Annotated in this window: 19 protein-coding genes; 9 read left to right on the top strand and 10 right to left on the bottom strand. The window is 71.1% G+C overall.

From position 1 onward, the window contains the following. The first annotated feature begins 2 nt into the window (after nt 1-2). Nucleotides 3-1,589, top strand: a complete 1,587-nt coding sequence (locus ACIRB7_RS03065; RefSeq protein ID WP_403591438.1) for an NADH-quinone oxidoreductase subunit M — start codon at nt 3-5, stop codon at nt 1,587-1,589. Further along, nucleotides 1,586-3,247 carry an NADH-quinone oxidoreductase subunit NuoN gene (nuoN, locus tag ACIRB7_RS03060; RefSeq protein WP_403591435.1) on the top strand — a complete coding sequence of 554 codons (1,662 nt, stop codon included), beginning with the start codon at nt 1,586-1,588 and terminating at the stop codon, nt 3,245-3,247. Before ACIRB7_RS03065 ends, nuoN begins: the two co-directional genes overlap by 4 nt. A 64-nt stretch (nt 3,248-3,311) precedes the next feature. Here the strand turns inward: nuoN and ACIRB7_RS03055 are convergent, their stop codons facing one another. Continuing rightward, nucleotides 3,312-3,872 (bottom strand): hypothetical protein, encoded by a 561-nt coding sequence (locus ACIRB7_RS03055; protein ID WP_403591432.1) that lies wholly within the window; start codon nt 3,870-3,872, stop codon nt 3,312-3,314. Between the two features lie 162 nt (nt 3,873-4,034). Then, nucleotides 4,035-5,261 carry a fumarylacetoacetase gene (gene fahA, locus ACIRB7_RS03050; protein WP_403591429.1) on the bottom strand — a complete coding sequence of 409 codons (1,227 nt, stop codon included), beginning with the start codon at nt 5,259-5,261 and terminating at the stop codon, nt 4,035-4,037. Nucleotides 5,262-5,550: 289 nt separating this feature from the next. On the opposite strand from fahA, the gene ACIRB7_RS03045 reads away from it, so the two are divergent. Next, a complete protein-coding gene (locus ACIRB7_RS03045) occupies nt 5,551-6,894 on the top strand; it encodes a peptidase (RefSeq protein WP_403591427.1) in 1,344 nt (447 codons plus the stop codon). Between the two features lie 30 nt (nt 6,895-6,924). Here the strand turns inward: ACIRB7_RS03045 and ACIRB7_RS03040 are convergent, their stop codons facing one another. Together ACIRB7_RS03040 and ACIRB7_RS03035 are read right to left on the bottom strand one after the other, a co-directional pair. Next, entirely contained in the window at nt 6,925-8,922 is a 1,998-nt protein-coding gene (locus tag ACIRB7_RS03040) for a CocE/NonD family hydrolase (protein WP_403591425.1), read from the bottom strand. Between the two features lie 21 nt (nt 8,923-8,943). Beyond that, nucleotides 8,944-10,449, bottom strand: coding sequence for a peptide MFS transporter (locus tag ACIRB7_RS03035; protein ID WP_403591422.1), 1,506 nt, complete (start codon nt 10,447-10,449; stop codon nt 8,944-8,946). A gap of 198 nt (nt 10,450-10,647) precedes the next feature. Here ACIRB7_RS03035 and ACIRB7_RS03030 point away from each other — a divergent pair, with 198 nt between their 5' ends. After that, nucleotides 10,648-11,658 carry a polyprenyl synthetase family protein gene (locus ACIRB7_RS03030; protein ID WP_403591420.1) on the top strand — a complete coding sequence of 337 codons (1,011 nt, stop codon included), beginning with the start codon at nt 10,648-10,650 and terminating at the stop codon, nt 11,656-11,658. Nucleotides 11,659-11,842: 184 nt separating this feature from the next. After that, entirely contained in the window at nt 11,843-13,021 is a 1,179-nt protein-coding gene (locus tag ACIRB7_RS03025; RefSeq protein WP_403591418.1) for an outer membrane lipoprotein carrier protein LolA, read from the top strand. Nucleotides 13,022-13,090: 69 nt separating this feature from the next. Here ACIRB7_RS03025 and ACIRB7_RS03020 read toward each other — a convergent pair whose 3' ends face one another. Then, nucleotides 13,091-14,413 (bottom strand): M28 family peptidase, encoded by a 1,323-nt coding sequence (locus ACIRB7_RS03020; protein WP_403591416.1) that lies wholly within the window; start codon nt 14,411-14,413, stop codon nt 13,091-13,093. A gap of 496 nt (nt 14,414-14,909) precedes the next feature. On the opposite strand from ACIRB7_RS03020, the gene ACIRB7_RS03015 reads away from it, so the two are divergent. Further along, nucleotides 14,910-15,575, top strand: coding sequence for a GNAT family N-acetyltransferase (locus tag ACIRB7_RS03015; protein ID WP_403591415.1), 666 nt, complete (start codon nt 14,910-14,912; stop codon nt 15,573-15,575). On the opposite strand, the gene ACIRB7_RS03010 is transcribed toward ACIRB7_RS03015, so the two are convergent. Together ACIRB7_RS03010 and ACIRB7_RS03005 are read right to left on the bottom strand one after the other, a co-directional pair. Then, nucleotides 15,548-16,165: a DUF4291 domain-containing protein gene (locus tag ACIRB7_RS03010; RefSeq protein WP_403591413.1), complete on the bottom strand. Its 618-nt coding sequence runs from the start codon at nt 16,163-16,165 to the stop codon at nt 15,548-15,550. The genes ACIRB7_RS03015 and ACIRB7_RS03010 overlap by 28 nt on opposite strands. An 80-nt stretch (nt 16,166-16,245) precedes the next feature. After that, nucleotides 16,246-16,683, bottom strand: coding sequence for a winged helix-turn-helix transcriptional regulator (locus tag ACIRB7_RS03005; RefSeq protein WP_403591411.1), 438 nt, complete (start codon nt 16,681-16,683; stop codon nt 16,246-16,248). A gap of 111 nt (nt 16,684-16,794) precedes the next feature. Between ACIRB7_RS03005 and ACIRB7_RS03000 the strand changes: the two genes are divergently transcribed. Both ACIRB7_RS03000 and ACIRB7_RS02995 read left to right on the top strand, forming a co-directional pair. Beyond that, nucleotides 16,795-18,228 (top strand): MFS transporter, encoded by a 1,434-nt coding sequence (locus ACIRB7_RS03000; protein ID WP_403591408.1) that lies wholly within the window; start codon nt 16,795-16,797, stop codon nt 18,226-18,228. Between the two features lie 29 nt (nt 18,229-18,257). Next, complete coding sequence (locus ACIRB7_RS02995) at nt 18,258-18,575, top strand: DUF6401 family natural product biosynthesis protein (RefSeq protein WP_403591405.1); 318 nt, start codon at nt 18,258-18,260, stop codon at nt 18,573-18,575. A 37-nt stretch (nt 18,576-18,612) separates the two neighbouring features. Here the strand turns inward: ACIRB7_RS02995 and ACIRB7_RS02990 are convergent, their stop codons facing one another. The 3 genes from ACIRB7_RS02990 to ACIRB7_RS02980 all read right to left on the bottom strand — a co-directional run bounded on the left by ACIRB7_RS02990 (nt 18,613) and on the right by ACIRB7_RS02980 (nt 21,572). Continuing rightward, the gene (locus ACIRB7_RS02990; protein ID WP_403591402.1) at nt 18,613-19,515 is read right to left on the bottom strand and encodes a hypothetical protein; all 903 of its coding nucleotides are present in this window, start codon (nt 19,513-19,515) and stop codon (nt 18,613-18,615) included. 87 nt (nt 19,516-19,602) lie between these two features. Beyond that, nucleotides 19,603-20,529 carry an EamA family transporter RarD gene (gene rarD / locus ACIRB7_RS02985; RefSeq protein WP_403592465.1) on the bottom strand — a complete coding sequence of 309 codons (927 nt, stop codon included), beginning with the start codon at nt 20,527-20,529 and terminating at the stop codon, nt 19,603-19,605. Nucleotides 20,530-20,687: 158 nt separating this feature from the next. Then, entirely contained in the window at nt 20,688-21,572 is an 885-nt protein-coding gene (locus tag ACIRB7_RS02980) for an SDR family oxidoreductase (protein ID WP_403591399.1), read from the bottom strand. A gap of 96 nt (nt 21,573-21,668) precedes the next feature. Between ACIRB7_RS02980 and ACIRB7_RS02975 the strand changes: the two genes are divergently transcribed. Then, the gene (locus ACIRB7_RS02975) at nt 21,669-22,085 is read left to right on the top strand and encodes a winged helix-turn-helix transcriptional regulator (protein WP_403591396.1); all 417 of its coding nucleotides are present in this window, start codon (nt 21,669-21,671) and stop codon (nt 22,083-22,085) included. Nucleotides 22,086-22,130: the final 45 nt, after the last annotated feature.

Raw genomic sequence — 22,130 nt, 5'->3', positions numbered from 1 at the left:
CCATGTCTTTCCCGCTCCTTACGGTGACAGCGGCGGTTCCGGCGATCGGTGCGATCCTCACCGCCGCCGTCCCCGCCGCCCGCCGCACCGCCGCCAAATGGCTGGCGCTGCTCGTCTCCCTCGCCACGCTCGTGCTCGCCGCCGTCGTCTTCGTACGGTTCGAGCCCGGGGGCGAGCGGTACCAGCTGACCGAATCGCACGCCTGGATCAAGGACTTCGGCGTCCGCTACGAGCTCGGGGTCGACGGCATCGGGGTGGCGCTCATCGCGCTCACCGCGCTGCTCATCCCCTTCGTGATCCTCGCCGGCTGGCACGACGCCGACCCCCTGGAGACCACCTCCAAGCGGTGGCGACCCACGCAGGGCTTCTTCGCCCTGATCCTCATGGTCGAGGCGATGGTGATCCTCTCCTTCGAGGCCACCGACGTCTTCCTCTTCTACATCCTGTTCGAAGCCATGCTCATCCCGATGTACTTCCTCATCGGCGGCTTCGGCGACCGCGCCCACGCGGGCTCCGACGAGAACGCGGCGGCCCAGCGCTCGTACGCGGCGGTCAAGTTCCTCCTCTACAACCTGGCCGGCGGCCTGATCATGCTGGCCGCCGTCATCGGCCTCTACGTGGTCGCGGGGAACTTCTCGCTCACGGAGATCGCCGAGGCCCGGGCCAACGGCTCCCTGGAGATGGCGACCAGCACCGAGCGCTGGCTGTTCCTCGGCTTCTTCCTCGCCTTCGCGGTGAAGGCCCCGCTGTGGCCGCTGCACACCTGGCTGCCGAACGCGATGGGGGAGGCGACCGCCCCGGTCGCCGTCCTCATCACCGCCGTCGTCGACAAGGTCGGCACCTTCGCGATGCTCCGCTTCTGCCTCGGGCTCTTCCCCGAGGCCTCGAAGTGGGCCACCCCCGTGATCATCACCCTCGCCCTCGTCAGCATCGTGTACGGGGCGCTGCTCGCGGTCGGCCAGCGGGACATCAAGCGCCTGGTGGCGTACGCGTCGATCTCGCACTTCGGCTTCATCATCCTGGGCATCTTCGCGATGACCAGCCAGGGCCAGTCCGGCGCCACGCTCTACATGGTCAACCACGGCATCTCGACGGCCGCCCTGATGCTCGTCGCCGGGTTCCTGATCTCCCGGCGCGGCTCGCGGCTCATCGCCGACTACGGCGGGGTGCAGAAGGTCGCCCCGGTGCTCGCCGGCACCTTCCTGATCGGCGGCCTCGCGACCCTGTCGCTGCCCGGACTCGCCCCGTTCGTCAGCGAGTTCCTGGTCCTGGTCGGCACGTACGCCCGCTACCCGGTGGCCGGAATCATCGCCACCACCGGCATCGTCCTCGCCGCGCTCTACACCCTCGTCCTGTACCAGCGGACGATGACCGGGCCGGTGAAGGAGGAGGTGCGGTCGCTGCCCGACCTGCGGGCACGAGAACTGGCGGTGGTCGTCCCGCTGATCGCCGTCCTGATCTTCCTCGGGGTCTTCCCGAAGCCGCTCACGGACGTCGTCAACCCGGCGGTGCGGCACACCATGTCCGACGTACAGCAGAAGGACCCGCAGCCAGCTGTGCCTGTCCAGAACGCGGAGGCAGCCAAGTGAGCACATCCGCCGTCGCATCCTCTGTCCACACCCTGTGGACGACCGCTGCGGATCCGCTGAACAAGATCCCGACGCCGCACATCGAGTACACCCAGCTGTCGCCCGTACTCATCGTCATCGGCGCGGCGATCCTCAGCGTCCTCGTCGAGGCCTTCGTGCCCCGCAAGGGCCGCTACCACAGCCAGCTGTTCCTCAGCGTGGTCGCGCTCGTCGCCGCCTTCGCCGCGATCGTCGGCCTGGCCGCCGGCGGCTACGGCTCCACCAAGGCCCACATCGCGGCCATGGGCGCCATCGCCGTCGACGGACCCGCCCTCTTCCTCCAGGGCACCATTCTCCTCGCCTCGATCGTCGCCATCTTCACCTTCGCCGAGCGCAGGCTCGACCCGGCCGACCACGGCCACAAGGTCGACTCCTTCGCCGCCGAGGCCGCCGCCGTCCCCGGCAGCGACCAGGAGAAGGCCGCCGTCAAGGCCGGCTTCACCACCACCGAGGTCTTCCCCCTCGCACTGTTCGCCATCGCCGGCATGCTGGTCTTCCCGGCCGCCAACGACCTCCTGACGCTCTTCGTCGCCCTGGAGGTCTTCTCCCTCCCGCTGTACCTGCTCTGCGCCGTCGCCCGCCGCAAGCGGCTGATGTCGCAGGAGGCGGCCGTCAAGTACTTCCTGCTCGGCGCGTTCTCCTCGGCCTTCCTGCTCTTCGGGATCGCCCTGCTCTACGGCTACGCGGGCTCCGTCTCGTACGCCACCATCGCCGACGTCGTCGACGGCTCGGTCACCTCCGTGAACCCGGCGCTCGCCGACACCATGGGCAACGACGCACTGCTGCTCATCGGCTTCGCCATGGTCCTGATGGGGCTCCTCTTCAAGGTCGGCGCCGTGCCGTTCCACATGTGGACCCCCGACGTCTACCAGGGCGCCCCGACCCCCGTCACCGGCTTCATGGCCGCCGCGACCAAGGTCGCCGCGTTCGGCGCACTGCTCCGCCTGCTGTACGTGGTGCTGCCCGGCCTCACCTGGGACTGGCGGCCCGTCATGTGGGGCGTCGCCATCGTCACCATGCTGGGCGGCGCGATCGTCGCCATCACCCAGACCGACATCAAGCGGCTCCTCGCGTACTCGTCCATCGCGCACGCGGGCTTCCTGCTCGCCGGTGTCATCGCGGCCACCCCGAGCGGGATCTCGTCGGTCCTGTTCTACCTGGGCGCGTACTCCTTCGTGACGATCGGCGCGTTCGCGGTCGTCACCCTGGTGCGGGACGCGGGCGGGGAGGCGACGCACCTGTCCAAGTGGGCCGGTCTCGGCCGCCGTTCACCGCTCGTCGCGGCGGTCTTCGCGGTCTTCCTGCTCGCCTTCGCCGGGATCCCCCTGACCTCCGGGTTCTCGGGCAAGTTCGCGGTCTTCAAGGCGGCGGCCGACGGCGGCGCGGGCGTCCTCGTCGTGGTCGGTGTGATCTCCTCGGCGATCGCCGCGTTCTTCTACATCCGGGTGATCGTGCTCATGTTCTTCAGCGAGCCGAAGGCGGACGGCCCGACGGTCGCCGTGCCCTCGGCCCTGACGACCGTCACGATCATGACGGGCGTCGCGGTCACGCTGGTGCTCGGCGTCGCGCCGCAGTACTTCCTGGACCTGGCGAACCAGGCGAGCGTGTTCGTGCGGTAGCGCTTCCCGTACGACACCGAGGGCCCGGTCTCCGTCGCTGGAGGCCGGGCCCTTCGTCGTACGCCTACGCCTTCGGGTGGTCCTCAGGGCAGGGGGTGCAGTGCACCCGCGGGTTGTACGGGGTGAAGACGCCCTTCGGGTTCTTCTTGTAGATCCACGCGTGCAGGGAGTAGTGGGGTCCGACGGGCGCGAAGTCGAACGGTCCGTCGAAGCCCCGGTCGAAGAGCCGCGGCCTGGGCAGGTTCCCGTTCGGGTCGGGGACGACCCACTCGAGCGCGACCAGCTCGCGCTTGCCGGTCTTGTGGTCCTCCTCGTACAACACCGCGGCGGGCCTCCTCGGATCCGTCGAGCCGATGTTCGCCGGGTTCACGTAGTGGTAGCCCATGCCGCCGAGCTCCGGGTCCTCGACGCACTCGTCGGTGCGCAGGAAGCCGTCGTCGATGGCCCTCTGCTCCGACCTGTACTTCACCGTGGCGTCGTACGTCTTCTTGAGGTCCGGATGCGGGAAGTCGGTGACCGGCTTCGCGACGGGGGCGGCCGAGACCGCCGGGGCGGCCCCCATGGCCAGCGAGGCGGTGACGGTCAGGACCAGCGCGGCTATGAGGGGGCGGGGTCGTGCGGACATGTGGGTCTGCTCCTCGGGAGGGGGGCGCCCCGGTGCGGGGCGCCAGGTGTGGGCGGGCTCTCCCCTGCTCCCGCCACCTCCAGCAGCATCGGCCGCCCGACGGGGGCGCCGCACGCGGGGTGAGCCATTGGAGGGAGAGAGCCGCCGCACGATCCCCGGGGGTCAGGCGGAGGGGGCGATCCGGCCCCTGACCTCACCGAGGGCCACGCGCGTGCCGTCCGGGCCGGGGGCCCAGGCGGTGAGCGTGACCTCGTCGCCGTCCTCCAGGAACGTCCGCTTGCCACCGGCCAGTTCGAGCGCGTCCCGGCCGTTCCAGGTGAGCTCGAGGAGCGAACCGCGCTGGTTCACCTCGGGCCCCGAGACCGTCCCGGAGCCGTACAGGTCACCCGTGCGCAGCGAGGCGCCGTTCACCGTCATGTGCGCGAGCTGCTGCGCGGCCGTCCAGTACATGGAGGAGAACGGCGGCTCCGCCACCACCTCGCCGTTGATCTCCACCGTGATCCGCACGTCGAAGCCGCCCGGCTCCTCCTCGGCGGCGTCGTCCAGATACGGAAGGAGGGGGAAGTCCCGGGCCGGAGGCGCGGTCCTGGCCGCGTCCAGGGCCTCAAGAGGCGTCACCCAGGCCGACACCGACGTCTGGAACGACTTGCCCAGGAACGGGCCGAGCGGCACGTACTCCCAGGCCTGCACGTCCCGCGCCGACCAGTCGTTGAGCAGCGTCAGACCGAAGACGTGCTCCCGGAAGTCGGAGAGCGCCACCGGCCTGCCCAGCTCCGACGGGGCGCCGACGAGGAAGCCGACCTCCGCCTCGATGTCCAGCTTGACCGAGGGCCCGAAGACCGGGGCCGCGTCGGTGGGCGCCTTGCGCTGCCCGGAAGGACGTACGACATCGGTCCCGGAGACCACCACCGTGCCCGCGCGGCCGTGGTAACCGATCGGCAGGTGCTTCCAGTTGGGGGTCAGCGCGTCGCCGTCGGGGCGGAAGATCCGGCCCACGTTCGTCGCGTGGTGCTCGCTCGCGTAGAAGTCGACGTAGTCCGCGACCTCGTACGGCAGGTGCAGCGTCACCCCGTCCAGCGGGTGCAGCAGCGGCTCGACGTCCGCCCGGTGCGCCGGCACCGTCACCCAGGCCGTGAGCGCCCGGCGTACGTCACGCCAGGCGGTCCGCCCGGCCGCGAGGAGCGGGTTCAGGCTCGGCTGCGCGAGGAGCGCCGCGTACGGGGAGCCGAGCGCGTGCGCCGCGGCACCCGCGTCCAGCACGTGCCCGCCGATCCGGACGCCGAGCCGGCGCCGGTCGGGCTCGTCGGCGGTGGAGAACACGCCGTACGGGAGGTTGTGCGGGCCGAAGGGATCGCCCTCGGCCAGGTCGAGCGGGCTGTGCTCGGACATCGGTACGTGCCTCGCTTTCCAGGTGTGTGGAGGACACGTTACGGGGCGGGCCGCCGGGCGCGGATGACATGGATCACACAGAAAGCGCGGCCTCCGTGGGCAACTGTCCGGCTTCGCGCGGTTTAGGTGCCGGGTGGGGTCGGAGCCCGTCCCGGAGCTGCGAAAACGGGTCTCCCGCAGGGGCGTTCGCGGCCATACGATCTCGGTGGTAGCGCGCCGCGTGAAGTCGCCGCTGGCGCGCGCCGCACTTTCTTTCCTTTCACCCTGACCAGGAAAAAGGTCCCGCACTGTGAAGATTCGTCGCATTCTCGCGACCGCCGTGGCCGCCGCCGTGACCACCCCGGCCGTGTTCCTCTCCGCCACGCCGGCGTTCGCCGATACCAAGCCGTCCCAGGCGTCGACGCAGAAGCCCGCGTCGAACGAGGACCCCAAGGACGAGATGCCCTCGCTGGAGGAGCTGAAGGCCGCCGTCGCGCTGGCGCAGAAGGCGTTCGACGAGGCCGAGGCCGACGTCGCCAAGGCCAAGGACGCACTGAAGGCCTTCGACAAGCCCGAGCACCCCCTCAGGGCCGCGATGACCGAGGCCAAGACGGCCGCCGACGCCGCCGCCGCGGCCAAGGTCCTCGCCGACGAGGACCTCGCCAAGGCCGAGAAGGCCGTCACGGAGCTGCCCGCCGACGCCACCGAGGAGCAGAAGACGGCCGCTGCCGCTGCCGTCACCGCCGCGAGGGCGACCGCCGACCAGGCCGCCACCGCCAAGACCGCCGCCGACACGAAGTCCGCGGAGGCCGGCAAGGCCTTCGACGACGCGCGCGACGCCGCCGCAGGTGTCGTCACCCTCGCCCAGAAGGTGCAGAAGGCCGCCGCCAAGGACCTCGCCGAGGCCAAGGAGGAGCTGAAGTTCTTCGAGGAGATCGGCGGGGAGTGCAAGGAGGACCCCTCCCTCAAGCTCGCGCTGAGCGGCCCGAAGACGCTCACCGCCGGCCAGCCCGCCGTCTTCTCGCTGCGGTTCACCAACACGTCCGACCGCACCCTGGACGCCGTCACCGCCTTCGCCGACGCGCTGCAGTCCGGTGAGCCCGATGAGGTCATCGACGAGGAGTCGGACGTCGCCGACCGGCTCATCCCCATCGAGTGGTCATCTCCGGACGTCCTCGAGTGGACCCCGGTCACCGATGAATTGGACTCCATCGAGGTCGGCAAGCTCGCCAAGGGCGCCAGCTACGACGTGAAGCTGCGTCTGACGGTCGCCGCCGATGCCCCCGCCGGCGAGGGTGCGGCCTTCACCTACGCCGAGTACGAGAACAACGACGGCTCGTGCGGCATGGGCGGCTACTCGGAGGCCTACTTCGACATCGTCGCCGCCAAGGGCGACAAGCCGAAGCCGACGCCGGAGCCGACCCCGTCGGAGACGACCGCGACGCCCACCCCGGCGCCGACCGCCTCCACCGGTGGCAACAGCAACACCACCCAGCAGGGCGGCTCGTCCAGCACCCCGGTGAACGGCACCCTCGCCGCCACCGGTGCGAACGACAACGTGACGCAGATCGGCCTCGCGGCCGGCGCGGCCGTCGTCCTCGGCGCGGGCGCGCTGTTCGTCGCCCGCCGCCGCAAGGCCGGCGCGAGCGCGTAAGGCCTCCGGATCCCCCGTACGGCGCGGCTCTCAGCCCGCCGTGCGGGGGATCCGCTTTTCCCACGTCCGGTGGAAGACGACCTCCGAGCCCTCCTTGCACACCACCTCGTTCGTGGTGAAGAAGGAGTTCGCGTCGCAGGTGATCTCCGAGCGGGTGTCCACCGTGACGTCCCAGGCGTCCTCCGGGCGGTGCAGCCGGATCGCCCACTCCGAGCGCGTCCGGGCGGACAGGGGGCCGCTCTCGTCGATCGTGTACGTCTCCACGGCGTCCTCGGAGAACTCCAGGCCGTCCGGGTACACGCGCGTACCGCCGTATCTCGGGTCGACCTCCAGGGTCCACTCGCCCTTCGCCACGTCCCTGACCACCAGCCGCTCCGGGCGGGGCTCCTCCAGGGTGGCCGGGTAGGACACGCCCAGGGGCTCGGACTGTTCCGGCTCCTCCCACGCCACGGCGTCCTCGGTGGGGCGGCGGACCGGCAGGGTGAGGGAGGAGCCGGCCGGGTCGAGGGTGAAGCCCGCCGCGTCCGGCTGGGGCCAGATCCACGGCCAGTACGTGGACGAGACGGCGAGGCGGACCCGGTGGCCCGGCGAGAAGCTGTGCCCGATGCCGTTCAGTTCGACGACGAAGCTCTCCGTCTCGCCGATCTGCGCCTCCACGGCCCGGTCGCGGCCGTAGCGGGCGGAGAAGTTCAGGACGCCCCGGGTGACGAGGGTGGAGGAGCCGTCCGGGGCGATGTCGCAGAGCCGGGCGATGACCTGCCCGGTCGGGGCGGCCGTGCGCAGGGCGAGGCTCACCGACGGGCGGCCGAGGATCTCGACGGGGCCGCCGTCCTCCGGGATCGCGAAGTCGAAGCAGGCCGAGTGGGCGTCCTCGTCGCGCTGGTCCGGCGGCAGGTCGGCCTCGTTGCCGAAGGGGAAGAAGCGGCCCGCGTCGAGCCCCGTCTGCTGCGGCGAGTCGACGACGACGGGCGCGCCCTGGAAGGCGTACGTGACGGGGGAGACGTGCGGGGAGGGCCAGGCGGGGTCGGCGACCCAGCGGCCCGGCAGCTCCTCGTACACCGTGGCCGGGAGGTGCGACTCGCTGATCCAGGAGCGGAGCAGCGGCTCGGCCATGACGTCGTTCTCGACGCCCTTGAGGTGGTGGTCCCACCAGCGGAGGGTCTCCTGGAGGAAGCCGATCGCGGGGCCGGGCGGAAGGCCACGGTCCGGGTACTGGTGGGACCAGGGGCCGATGATGCCGCGCACCCGGTCCTGGGGGAGGTGCTGGGCGAGCCGCAGGACGGTGTCCCGGTACGGGTCGTGCCAGCCGCCGACGGCGAGGACGGCGGCCCCGATCGCGGAGTAGTCCTCGCAGACGCTGCCGTGCTGCCAGTAGGCGTCCCGCGTCTGGTGGGCGAGCCAGGTGTGGACGAAGGGCTCCACGGCCTCCAGGCGGTTCAGCCACATCGGGCGCCACTCCTCGCCCACGTACCGGGGGTCGGGCGGGCGGCAGACGAAGGCGAGCATGGTGGCGGCCCAGGCGTGCATGTCGACGGCGAGGACGGAGCCGCCCATGTAGTGGACGTCGTTGTCGTAGCGGTCGTCGGTGGAGCAGACGGTGACGATCGCCTTGAGCGGTTCGGGGGCGAGGGCGGCGATCTGGAGCGAGTTGAAGCCGCCCCAGGAGATGCCGAACATGCCGACCTTCCCGGTGCACCAGGGCTGCTCGGCGAGCCAGTTCACGACGGCCACGCCGTCCGCGAGCTCGACCGGGTCGTACTCGTCGCCCGGCAGGCCCTCGCTGTTGCCGTGGCCGCGGACGTCCACGCGTACGGAGGCGTAGCCGTGGCCGGCGTACCAGGGGTGGCGCTGCCAGTCGCGGGGCGCGGTCCAGTCGGTGAGGCGGTAGGGCAGGTACTCCAGGAGGGCCGGTACGGGCTCCTCGGTGAGCGGGCGCCACACGCGCGCGTACAGCCTCGTCCCGTCGGGCAGCGGGATCCGGACATCTTCGTGCCGGGTCTCGTACGGGAAGTCGGTTCGGATCTTCATCTCGGTCACCTCATGGCTTCCTCAGTGGACGGGGTGCATGGTGCGGCGCAGCCAGGGCGCGAGGGCGATCACGCCGAGGCCGACGGCGACGGCGACGGCGCCGTTCACGCCGAAGTAGACGGGCTTGGACACGTCGTCGTAGAACTTCACGGTCTGGGCCTGGATGCCGTTGGCGAGCGCGAGGGAGAGGAACCAGAGCGACATCGTCTGGCTGGAGAAGGCCTTCGGGGCGAGCTTGCTGGTGGCGGACATCCCGGAGGTCTCCAAGAGGACGTCACCGAGGCCGAGCAGCAGGTACGAGCCGACGATCCACCAGGCGGCCATCCGGTACGTGTCGTCGGCGTGCCCGGAGGTCGGCAGGACCATCAGGAGGAAGGAGAGGCCGCCCAGGATCACCCCGAACGCGATCTTGTTGGAGGCGTGCGGCTGCTTGTGCCCCATCCGGGCCCAGACGGCGGCCACGACGGGCGCCAGGGCCACCTCGAAGGCGCCGAGGGCGGAGGCGTACCAGCTGGCGGGGAAGTCGAAGCCGAGGATGGTCGTCCGGGCGTTGGTGGAGGCGAGCAGGATCATCGTCGAGTACGCCTGGAAGAGGATGAAGTTGAAGACGACCGAGGCGAGGAACAGCACGATGTACGGTTTCAGCCGCCCGCGCTCCTCCGCGGTGACCCGGGGGCTCTTGAACATCACCCAGAAGTAGACGACCGGGGCGATCACCGAGACGATCGTCAGCAGGTCGACGAAGCGGTCCATGGTCAGCCAGCCGACCGCGGCGAGGAGCCCGCCGAGGGCCGCCACGACGACCACGCCCAGGACGATCAGTCTGACCGCCCCGCGCATGGCGTCGGGGGCGAGCGCGAATTCGGCCGAGTGCTTGCGCCCGGCCAGGTGACGCCGGCCGGCGACGTACTGGATCAGGCCGAGGGTCATGCCGAGCGCGGCGGCCGAGAAGCCCCAGTGGTAGCCCTGGTGGTCGGCGAGCCAGCCGGTGATCAGGGGACCGGCGAAGGCGCCGATGTTGATCGCCATGTAGTAGAGCGCGAAACCGGCGTCGCGGCGGTCGTCGTCCGTGCGGTACAGCTTGCCGACCATGGTCGCCACGTTCGGCTTGAGCAGTCCGGTGCCCGCGCTGATCAGGCCGAGGCCCACCCAGGTCATCGCGGCGGTCGGGACCGCCATGGCGTAGTGGCCGCAGGCGATCAGGATGCCGCCCCAGAGGACCGCCCGGTACGAGCCGAGGATGCGGTCCGCGAGCCAGCCGCCGGCCACCGACACCAGGTACACGAGCGTCCCGTACGCGGCGGAGACGGAGGCGGCGGTGCCCGCGGCCATGCCGAGGCCGCCGTCGGAGACCGCGGCCGCGAAGTAGAGGACGAGGATCGCCTGCATGCCGAGGAACGAGAAGCGTTCCCAGACCTCCAGGCCCGAGAGGGTGAGCAGGCCCCGGGGGTGGCCGACGAACGCGTGGTCGTCCTCCGGCGGTGGCTGCTCGCCGTTCGTGTCGCTGTCGATCGCTGTTCGGGACAAAGCGCCTACTCCTGGTCGTATGAGCTGATCACGAACATACCGGGGGTGACGGGAAGGCGCCCACGGTGATCGAAAGGTGACCGGATACGCTGGCTTGAGTGAATCCAGCGACACATCGACAATCCGTGTGATCCTCAACAGTCCATGTGAACAATCCGTGTGATCGTCAGCAGGCGTCAGCAGACAGGAGACCCCCTCGTGACCGTCGTCGGGCCGTTCGGTCTTAGCGTGCGGGACCAGGCTCTTGAGGCCGATGTGCAGACCGGGTTGGCGGCTGTGGAGGCGGGCCTCCTGGACGCCACCAAGAGCGATGTCCCCTTCATCACGGAGGCCGCGCAGCACCTCGTCCTGGCCGGTGGCAAGCGGTTCCGCCCCCTGCTCGTGATGCTCGCCGCCCAGTTCGGCGACCCCTACGCGCCGGGCGTCGTGCCCTCCGCCGTCGTCGTCGAGCTCACCCACCTGGCGACGCTGTACCACGACGACGTCATGGACGCGGCCGACGTGCGGCGCGGGGTCCCCAGCGCCAACACCCGCTGGAACAACTCGATCGCCGTCCTCACGGGTGACTTCCTCTTCGCCCGCGCCTCGCACACGCTCGCGGACCTCGGCCCCGAGGCCGTTCGCATCCAGGCCGAGGCGTTCGAACGGCTCGTGACCGGCCAGATCCTGGAGACCGCGGGACCCGGTGACGGCCGCGACCCCGTCGCCCACTACCTCGACGTCCTCGGTGGTAAGACCGGCTCGCTCGTCGCCGTCTCCTGCCGCTTCGGCGCCATGATGGCCGGCGCCGACGAGAGCGTCGTCGACACCCTCACCCAGTACGGCGAGCGGCTCGGCGTCGCCTTCCAGCTCGCCGACGACGTCCTCGACATCGCCTCCGACTCCCACGAGTCCGGCAAGACCCCCGGCACCGACCTCCGCGAGGGCGTCCCGACCCTGCCCGTCCTCCACCTGCGGGCCGCCGCGGCCGCCCACGGGCGCCCGGAGGACCTGGAGCTCGTCGCCCTCGTCGACAGCGACCTGAGCGACGACGAGCGGCACGCCGAGGCCCTGCGCGGGCTGCGCGCCCACCCCGCCCTCGAGCAGGCCCGCCGGGACACCGTGCGGTACGCGGAGGAGGCCCGCGCCCTCCTCGCGCCGCTGCCCGACGGGTACGCGAAGGCGGCCCTGGCCGAGATGTGCGACGCGGTGGTGCACCGCGCGGGCTGAGGCCCTTTCCGCCGGGCGGGGGCCGATCCCGTCCACCGCGCGGGTTAGCCGGTCTCAGGGTCGGGTCATCCCGAAGCAGTACGTGAGGTTGATCCCGGGGGCTGACGCTTCCGGGCCGCCGCCTTGGTGAGATGGAGTCATCGTCCACGGAGGGCCCGCGGAGGGCACGGAGGTAGCGGAGACCATGGCAGAGACCCGTAAGGCGAGCCGGTTCATCGTCCCGGTCGCGGTGGCAGGAGTGGCCGCGGCCACCATCGGACTCGTCCCGGCGCTGGCGGCGTCCGGCGACCCCGACCTGCCGGACATCACGGCCCAGCAGCTCATCGAGAAGATCGCCGCATCGGACACCCAGACCCTGTCCGGCACGTTCAAGATCTCCACCGACCTGGGCCTTCCGGCCTTCGGCAACCTGATGTCGGGCCTCGGCGGCGGTGAAGGCGGCGGCTCTTCGGCCGACCCGTCGGCGAAGCTCACCGAGCTCGTCTCGGGCACCCACACCCTGCGCGTGGCGGCGGACGGCCCCGAGCGCCAGAAGCTGACCCTGCTCGACGGCTCCGACGAGTACAGCCTGATCCACAACGGCGACGACGTCTGGGCGTACGACAGCAAGTCGAACGAGGTCTTCCACGAGAAGGCCCCCGAGGGCGCCGGCACCCCGGAGGAGAAGGACGTCCCGAAGGGTAAGGACGTCCCCACCACGCCCAAGGAGCTCGCGGACGAGGTCCTGAAGGCGGCAGGCGACACCACGTCGATCACCGTCGACGGTACGGCCAAGGTGGCCGGCCGGGACGCGTACCAGCTGGTGATCAAGCCGAAGCAGGCCGGTTCGACGGTCGCGTCGGTGAAGATCGCCGTGGACGCGGCGAGCGGCACCCCGCTGAAGTTCACCCTCGCGTCGGTGGAGGGCGGCAAGCCCGTCGTCGACGCCGGCTTCACGAAGGTCGACTTCGGCAAGCCGGCCGCCTCCGAGTTCACCTTCAAGGCCCCGGCGGGCGCGAAGGTGACCGAGGGCGGCGCGGAGAAGGCCGCGGGCGAGGAGAAGCTCCCCGAGGAGTTCGAGAAGGGCCTCGGCGACCTGGAGAAGAGCTTCGGCGACTTCGGCGAGGGCATGAACGTCATCGGCGAGGGCTGGACGACGATCGCGAAGCTCGACACCGGCGCTCCGGCGCCGAAGACCGAAGAGGCGCCGAAGGAGTTCCAGGGGCTCCTGGACTCCCTCGGCGACAAGGTCACCGGGAAGTTCGGCTCGGGCACCGTCTTCAAGACGAAGCTGGTGAACGCGCTCCTCACCGACGACGGCAAGGTCTACGTCGGCGCGGTCACGAAGGACGCGCTCGTGGACGCGGCGAACGCCGGTAAGTAGCAGTCGGGTTGGGACCCCGGGCGGGTCGGGGGCGATGGTCACCGACCCACCCGGGAGCTTTTCGGGCGGTTACGGGAACGTCAGCTTGAAGCCGCTGATGTAGCCGGTGTCGGCCGAGGCCCTGTCCTGGGCGCGGAGCTTCCAGGCACCGTTGGCGACCTCGGAGGAGGCGTTCACGGTGTAGGTGGCCTTGATGTTGTCGGCGCTGCCGCCGGACCGGTTGCTCAGACTGTAGACCGAGCCGTCGGGGGCGACGAGGTCGACGATCAGATCACCCCGGTAGGTGTGGACGATGTCCACGTCCACCTTGAGGGTGGAGGGCGCGTTCCCCGCGATGCCGGTGACGTTGACCGTCGAGGTCACCGCGGCGCCGTTGTCCGGGATGGACACGTCGGCGGTGTTCTCGAAGACCGTGCCGGTGGGCGGCGGGGTGGAGGTGCCGGACAGCGCCCAGACCGCGTGCGCGACCGCGTCGCTGTTGCGGTCGAGGGCGGTGTCGTTGATGTTCGCCGTCGTGTCGCAGGACGAGTGGTAGCAGCGGTCGAAGGCCGTGGCCGTACCGCCCCACTTCGACACCTGGGCGCTGGTCTTGACGCGGCTGGCGCCCGTGAAGAGACCGCCGACGGGTATGCCGACGTTCTTGAACGAGGCGTGGTCCGAGCGGCCGTCGCCCTCGGTCTCGATCTCGGTGGGCACGCCGAGGCCCGCGAAGTAGTTCTTGAAGGTCGTCTCGATCGCCGGGTCGTCGTCGTAGACGAAGTAACCCGGGTTGGGCGAGCCGATCATGTCGAAGTTCAGGTAGCCGGAGAGCTTGGCGCGCTCGGCCGTGGGCAGCTGGCTCACGTAGTACTTCGAGCCGACGAGGCCGAGTTCCTCCGCGCCCCACCAGCCGAAGCGCAGGTGCTTGGAGGGCTGGTAGCCGGAGCGGGCCACGGCGAGGGCGGTCTCCAGGACCGCGGCGGAGCCGGAACCGTTGTCGTTGATGCCGGCGCCGGAGGAGACCGAGTCGAGGTGCGCGCCGGCCATGAGGACCTGGTTGGGGTCGCCGCCGGGCCAGTCGGCTATCAGGTTGTAGCCGGTGGCGCCGCTGGTGGTGAAGGTCTGGAGGGTGGTGGTGTAGCCGGCGGCGTCGAGCTTGGCCTTCACGAAGTCGATGGACGCCTTGTAGCCGGTACGGCCGTGGGCACGGTTGCCGCCGTTGGCGGTGGCGATCGACTGGAAGTCCGTCAAGTGCTGCTTGACGTTGGCGAGCGGGATGTCGGGGGCGGCGACAGCAGCGGAGGCGGCGGCATCGGCCGGGTTGGCCGAGGCGCTGGTGCCGGCGAGTCCGCCGAGGGCGAGCGCCGCGAGGGCGGCGACCGCGGTGAAGCGTCTGGGCACGGAGATGTTCATCTGTGGGGGCTCCGGATTCCGAACGGGGATGGGACGGAACGTGCGAGACGCCTCGGGCTTGGGTGCCACGAGGCGCTGGAGCTGTGCGAGTGCTTGTGCGGTGTTCAGTTGTTCTGGCGTTCTGTTGTGCGTGCTGAATGTTCAGCGAGAATTTGACCCCACGTCAAGAGCGAAAACCGGTCGGGAGTGTTCGCTTAGCGGACGTGGTCGGTCGGACTTGGGGTGGTGTGGGTGGCGGAAGGTGCGACTCTCGGAAAGAGGGCGGCCGCACCAGAGGCCCATCAGGCACGCCCACCCCCAGAGCCCCCACGCCCACCGTCGCCCGCCCGCTCTCCCGTCCCCCGTCCCCCGTCCCCGGTCGGACCGTCCCCCGTCGGACCGTCAGCCGCCGTCGCGCCCCCGCCCCGGCGGCACCGGCGTCAGCGCCCACATCGCGATGAGTGTGCTGACGACGTACGAGGACGCCGCCGAGCAACATGATCATCCCGGGTGCAGAATGACCCGTATGCCTACCTCGAACACACCGATAACGGCAACGCTCGACGACGCCCCGATGGTCGGCCGCACCCTGGCACGAGCCTTCGGCGACGACCCGATGATGCGCTGGTTCTTCCCCGAAGAGGCCACGCGCGAGGCCGGTCTCGGCCGCTACTTCACGACCCTCTTCACCCGGCAGTACGGCCTCCACGGCGTGTGCGAGCGCACCGACGCGGCCGCTTCCTTCTGGGTGGCGCCCGAGGGGCAGGAGAAGGCCGTGCCCGACGCCGGGACCGTCCAGGAGCTCGCCGACATCCTCGGCGACCGCGCCGGTCTCTTCCGCGAGGCCGTCGAGGCGGCGGCCGCGCACACGCCGCCGGAGCCCCACTGGTACCTGGCGGTCGTCGGCGCCGACCCTGCCGCCCGCGGCCAGGGCCACGGGTCCGCGCTGCTGCGCTCGGGCCTCGCCCAGGCCGACGCGGCGGGCCTCCCGGTCTACCTGGAGTCCTCCAAGCCGTCCAACCTCCCCGTGTACGAGCACTTCGGCTTCGTCGTCCTCGGCGAGGCGTCCCTGCCGGGCGGCGGCCCGACGCTGTGGGCCATGCGGCGCCCGCCGCAGGACCCGGCCCAGACCTCGGCCCAGACCCGGACCCCGCCTCAGGCCCCCGCCGGCTCCGCGTCCTGAGCGCGCAGGTGGTCCAGTAGCCCGGCGGTCTCCGGGTACGGATCCTCGCGGGGCAGCAGCCGGCGGGCCGCCTCGGGCCCGTCGGTCCGGACGAGGTCGCGTACGCGGTGCGCGAGCGGGGTCACGTCGCTGACGGACACCGTCCACTCGTCCGCGTACTGCCTCGCCGCCTCGCCCGAGAGCCCGAGCTGGAGCGAGCGGTACGGGAGGGGGCGGAGCGCCGGATCCCGCTCCGGGTCCCACTGCACACGCGCCGGTGCCTGCCTCAACTGCCGTTTCCACGCCGCCCGGTCGGCGTGGACGCCGCGGACGTAGTGGGAGAGGCAGGCGTTCCGCAGGGCCCACTCGAAGCCCTCGCGGGTGATCTCCACGGCGAGGACGGTCTCCTGGCCCTCCTTCGTTCCCCAGCCGCAGCGGTACATCATCCACAGGAACGACGGCTTGATCCACGTCATCCGGTCCCGCTTCCAGGCGGCCGGAAATCGACCCTCGCGGGCCGCGGGCAGGCCGATCTCGGGCCGGTACGCCTGGTAGACGGTGACCGTGCGCGCGGTGTGGAGCGCACGGATCCGGTACTTCGGTTCTTCCATGGGGCCAGCGTGGGCGAAGTCCCGGGAAAGAACCACCGGTTAAAGAACCACCGGTTAAAGGGCCACCGGTCAAAGGGCGGCTACACCACCACCGCCTCCTTCGCGTCGTACGCCTCCCGGGCCGCCGCGATCTCGTTCTGGTGCTGCTCGGTCCAGGTGACGAGCGAGCGGATCGTCGTGTGCAACGTGCCGCCCAGGGGCGTCAGTTCGTACTCGACGCGCGGCGGGATCGTCGGATGGACCGTGCGTTTCACCAGGCCGTCGCGCTCCAGCTGACGCAGGGTCACGGTCAGCATGCGCTGGCTGACGCCGTCGATCTCGCGCTTGAGCTCCGTGAAGCGCAGGACCCGGCGGTCCAGGAGCGCGATGACGAGGAGGGACCACTTGTCGGCGACCCGGTCGAGGATCTGGCGTACCTCGCAGTCCTCCCGCGTGTCCCACTGGAAGGGGTCGGGGTCGCCCTCGTCCCCATAGGTTCCCGCGCAGTGACTCGGTTCCTTCAAAGTGCCTTCTTCCATGGCTCCCGATCCTCCCGCAGGATGCAGGTGGTTACAAGAGGGAACCGACCCCCGGGACGGTAACCGGATCGGTAACCGGCCACCCCAACCCACCCTGCCCTGGAGACAGTTGTGTCCCTACGCGCCTGGAGTCTGCTCCTCGTCCTCTCCGGGACGATCTTCCTCGAAGGCATCGACGTCGCCATGCTCGCCGTCGCCGTCCCCACCCTCCGCGCCGACCTCGGCCTCGGCACCGGCACCGCCGCCTGGGTCATGTCCGCGTACGTCCTCGGCTACGCCGGCTTCACCCTCCTCGGCGGCCGCGCCGCCGACCTCCTCGGCCGGCGCCGGATGCTCCTCGGCTGGCTCACCGTCTTCCTGGTCTTCTCCGGCCTCGGCGGCTTCGCCGACGACGGCTGGACCCTCATCCTGGCCCGCTTCGTGACGGGCGTCGCCGCCGCCTTCATGACCCCGGCCGCGCTGTCGATCATCACCACGTCCTACGAGGAGGGCCCCCAGCGCAACAAGGCCCTCCTGGTCTTCGCGGGCACCGCCGCCGGCGGTTTCTCGCTCGGCCTCGTCATCGGCGGGCTGCTCACCCAGCTCGGCTGGCGCTGGGTCTTCTTCGCACCGGTCCTGCTCGCCGCCGCGATCCTGGTCGCCGCGATCGCGCTGATCCCGAAGGAGCCGCGCCCGGTCCGCGTCAAGGGCGGCTTCGACCTGGGCGGGTCGCTCACCGCCGCCGGGGCGATGCTCCTCCTCGCGTACGGCATCGTGCGCCTGGAGCACGGCTTCGCCGGATGGCAGGTCACGGTCGCCGCGCTCGCCGCCGGACTCCTCCTCGCCGGCGTCTTCGTCGCCGTCGAACGCCGGGCATCCACCCCGCTCGTCCGCCTCGGCATCCTCCGCAAGGCCTCGCTCGTCCGCGCCGACCTCGGCGCCCTGCTCTTCGTCGGCTCCTTCTTCGGCTTCCAGTTCATGGCCACGCTCTACCTCCAGGAGCTGCGCGGCTGGTCGTCCCTCCAGACGGCGCTCGCCCTGCTCGTCTTGGGTGTCGACGCGGTCCTCGCACCGACCCTGACCCCGCGGCTCGTGGCCCGGTACGGCAACGCCAAGGTGATCCTCGGCGGCTTCGTCCTCGCCGTCGTCTCGTACGCGCTGTTCCTGCCGGTCGGCCCGGACTGGTCGTACGCGGCCATGTTCCCGACGCTGTTCCTGACCGGGCTCGCCTTCGCCCTGGCGTACGGACCGCTCACCATCGCCGGTACGGACGGGATCGCGGAGGAGGAGCAGGGGCTCGCGAGCGGACTGCTCACGACGGCCACCCAGTTCGGCTCGGCGGTCGGCATCGCGGCGGTGACGGCGGTGTACGGCCTGGCCGGCGGCGGTCTCGACGGCTTCCGGGCGGCGCTCGTCGTCCCGCTGGTCATGGTGGCCCTCGGAGCCGTGGTCACGGCGACGGGAGTACGCGGGAGGGCCGGCCGATCCGTGGAGGGACCGGCCCGGGAGGGCCTGGCCCAGGGGGCCCCGGCGGCCCCGGAGTCTGCGACGAAGGTCACGGTCTGAACGCCCCCGCCCGCCCCTAATGTGGAGGGATGGAGTTTTCGCCCGGCTGCCCGCTGATCGACCTGGTCGCCACGTACATGCCCCGGCTCTCGGAGTTCACCTTCGAGCCGGGGCTTGTGGCTGCCGTCGACCAGCACGCGGCCGCCGTGTGCGACGCGCTGATCCCCGCTCAGCGGGGACCGGAGAGCAGGACCGTCGCGCGGGAGGAGCTCGCCGACTACGTCCTCGGGTTCACCGACTGGCTCTCCGAGGTCGACTGGACCGAGCCCGTCGGCCACGACTTCGCGACCCTGCGCCTGACGGCGGTCTGCTGGCTGATCCGGGAGCACGACCTGTTGGGCGTGTGAGCCCCGGACCACACCACGTCGGTCGGGTGGCGGCGGACTACATCGGGTCCATCGGAGGCTCCTGGCCCTCGCCGCGCCCCATGCCCGGCCGGCCCTCGCCCCGCCCCATGTCCCGCTGTCCCATGCCCGGCTTCCCCATGTCCTCGCCGCGCCCCGTACCCTCGCGCCCTTCGCCTCGTGCCATCCGCTCCTGCGCCGCCGGCATCCCGCTCCGGGCGTCCTCGCGGCCGCGCTGGTAGGCCGCGACCTGGTCCTTCGCCCGACCGGTCTCCTCCTCGGCCGCCGACAGCCAGCGCTCCCAGCGCCCCCGCATCGGGGTGACGAGGCCGCCGCCGACGCCGACGATCACCACACCGGCGATCATCGCGAGCACGGCCGTGAGCACCGGCCCGGTCACCGAGGTCGCGATGCCCGCCTGGCTCAGCGCGGCGATCACACCGAGGCCGACGATGAACGCCCAGGCCGCCGTGGCGAGGATCTTGCCGTAGGACGTCTGGCTCAGCGCGCCCTCCACGATGTCCCGCACCGCGCGGGCGATGGCCATGGCGACGACGACGATGACACAGGCGACGATCGCCTTCGGCAGCCAGGCGACGATGCCGTTGATCATGACGCTGACCGGGTTGGGGCCGAAGACCCCGAAGGCCAGCTGGAGCGCGATCAGCAGGACCGCGTAGTAGAGGATCTTGGCGATGATGCCGGTGGCGTCGTACTTCGACCCCCTGAGGGTGTTCGCGACGCCGCTGCGTTCGGCCATCCGCTCGAAGCCGACCTTGCGCAGCACGCGGTCGGCGACCTTGGCGATCATCTTGGCGACGAACCAGCCGACGAGCAGGATCGCGAGGAACGCGATGAACTTCGGTACGAACTCGGCGACGGCGGACCAGGCGTCCGTGAATCCCTTGCCGAAGTCGACCGAGAGGGCGAGGGGCTGCGACATGGAGCCATCACTCCGCTCGGGAGGGCCCCGTCCGGTCCGGGGCCTGGACTCCCGACGTAACTACGGCTCGGCCGTACCCGCCCCCGGTCAGCGTCCCGGCTGCGCCGAAGGGGTGGAAACCGCCGACGTCGGCGGCACCGGCGCACCCGCCTCCGCCGACGTCTTCGCCGCCTCGACGGCGGCCCGGCTGCGGCGGGCCGTGCGCAGGGCGTCCCAGGTGAGGAGGGTCAGGGCCAGCCAGACGAGGGAGAAGCCGGCCCAGCGCTCCGGCGGCATCTCCTCGTGGAAGTAGAGGATCCCGAGCAGGAACTGGAAGGTCGGCGCCAGGTACTGGAGGAGCCCGAGCGTCGACAGGGGCACGCGGATCGCGGCCGCCCCGAAGCAGACGAGCGGGACCGCGGTGACGATGCCGGTGGCGGCGAGCAGGGCCGTGTGGCCGGCGCCGTGGTCGCCGAAGGCGAGGGTGCCCTGGCCGGCGAGCCAGACGAGGTAGCCGAGGGCGGGCAGGAACTGGACGGCGGTCTCGGCGGCGAGCGATTCGAGGCCGCCGATGTTGACCTTCTTCTTCACGAGGCCGTAGGCGGCGAAGGAGAAGGCGAGGGTGAGGGAGATCCAGGGCGGCCGCCCGTATCCGATCGCGAGGACGAGGACGGCGGCGAAGCCGATGCCGACCGCCGCCCACTGTGCGGGGCGCAGCCGTTCCTGGAGGACGAGGACGCCGAGGGCGATGGTGACGAGCGGGTTGATGAAGTAGCCGAGGGACGCCTCGACGACGTGGCCGGTGTTGACCGACCAGATGTAGAGGCCCCAGTTCACGGTGATGACGGTGGCGGCGACGGTGATCAGGCCCAGCTTGCGCGGGCTGCGGACCAGCTCGCGTATCCAGCCCCAGCGGCGCAGGGCGAGCAGGGCGATGCCGACGAAGGCCAGGGACCACACCATCCGGTGGGCGAGGATCTCGATCGCCCCGGCGGGTTTGAGGAGGGGCCAGAAGAGCGGGACGAGCCCCCACATGCCGTAGGCGCCGATCCCGTAGAGCAACCCTGCTCGCTCGGTGTTCTCCGTGGTCTCCGTCTTCACCGGACCTCCCGCCCTGTGCCGCGCTGTTCTGTCGAAGGTAGCGCCGCACCGGGCGGGTTGTCATGCCCGTACCGCAATACGGTCATGACGGTTCAGGAGGCGGCCAGGGCTTCCCCGATCGTCACGGCGATCGGGGTGGTCGGGCGGCCGATGAGGCGGGCCAGGTCGCCGGTCCGCCGGGCGAGCGCGCCGCGCTCGATCGCCCGGTCGACGTCGACCAGGATCGCGGCGAAGGGCTCGGGGACCCCGGCGCCGGTGAGGATCGCGAGGTGGGTCTCGGCGGGGACGTTGCTGTACGCGATCTCCCGGCCGGTCTGCGCGGCGACCTCGGCCGCGTACTCGGCGAGCGACCAGGCGGTGTCGCCGCTCAGCTCGTACGCCTTGCCCAGGTGCTCCTCGGCGGGGCCCACCAGGACGGCGGCCGCGGCGGCGGCGTAGTCGGGGCGGGAGGCGGAGGCGACCCGGCCTTCGCCCGCGTTGGCGACGACGGCGCCGTGGGCCAGGACGGGGGCGAGGTTGGCGGTGTAGTTCTCGGTGTACCAGCCGTTGCGGAGGAAGGTGTGCGGCAGGCCGGAGGCGAGGATCAGCCGCTCGGTCTCCTTGTGCTCGGCGGCGAGGTCGAAGTCGGCCTCCGGGCCGCCGAGGATGCCCGTGTACGCGAGCTGGGCCACGCCCGCCGCCTTGGCCGCGTCGATCACGGCGGCGTGCTGGGCGACGCGCTGCCCGACCTCGCTGCCCGAGATCAGGAGCACCCGGTCGCCGGCCTCGAAGGCGCCCGCCAGGGTCTCGGGGCGGCTGTAGTCGGCGATCCGCAGCTCGACACCGCGCTCGGCGAGGTCGGCGGCCTTCGCCTTGTCGCGGACGACGGCGACGACGGACTCGGCGGGGACGGGCCCGGAGGGGGTGGTGCCGGTGAGGAGGGCGTCGATGACGAGACGGCCGAGCTGTCCGGTGGCGCCGGTGACGACGATGCTCATGGTGGTTCCTTCTCCGTGGGGTGCGGTGGGCGGTCCACTCACCGTACGACGGGCGCTAACCTTTCGTAAGTACCCACTTTGAAGTAAGGTACTGGTATGGGAGTAAGCAAGGAACCGAAAGCCAAGGATCTGCTCGCCGACGTCGACGGGACCATGTGCCCGGCCCGGCTCGTCCTGGAGCACGTCACCAGCCGCTGGGGCGTCCTGATCCTGATCGCCCTCAGGGAGCGCTCGTACCGCTTCAGCGAGCTCCGGCGGCACGTCGGCCGCGTCAGCGAGAAGATGCTCACGCAGACGCTCCAGACCCTGGAGCGCGACGGCTTCGTCCACCGCGACGCCAAGCCCGTCATCCCGCCCCGCGTCGACTACAGCCTCACCGCCCTGGGCGAGGAGGCCGCCCGCCAGGTCTGGGAACTCGCCCGCTGGACCGACCGCAGGGTCCCCGAGGTCGAACAGGCCCGCGAGCGGTACGACACGGCACGTCGCGAGAGGGATACCGCTTCGTCCCAATGATGTTGTAGACGCGGCGAGTTGGGTCGCCAAGTCGTACGATCTCCT

The sequence above is a fragment of the Streptomyces sp. NPDC093795 genome (assembly GCF_044764665.1).
In the GTDB taxonomy this organism is placed as follows: Bacteria; Actinomycetota; Actinomycetes; order Streptomycetales; family Streptomycetaceae; genus Streptomyces.
Note: the sequence above shows the minus strand (reverse complement) of the source record. Positions and strands in the feature narration are given on the sequence as shown.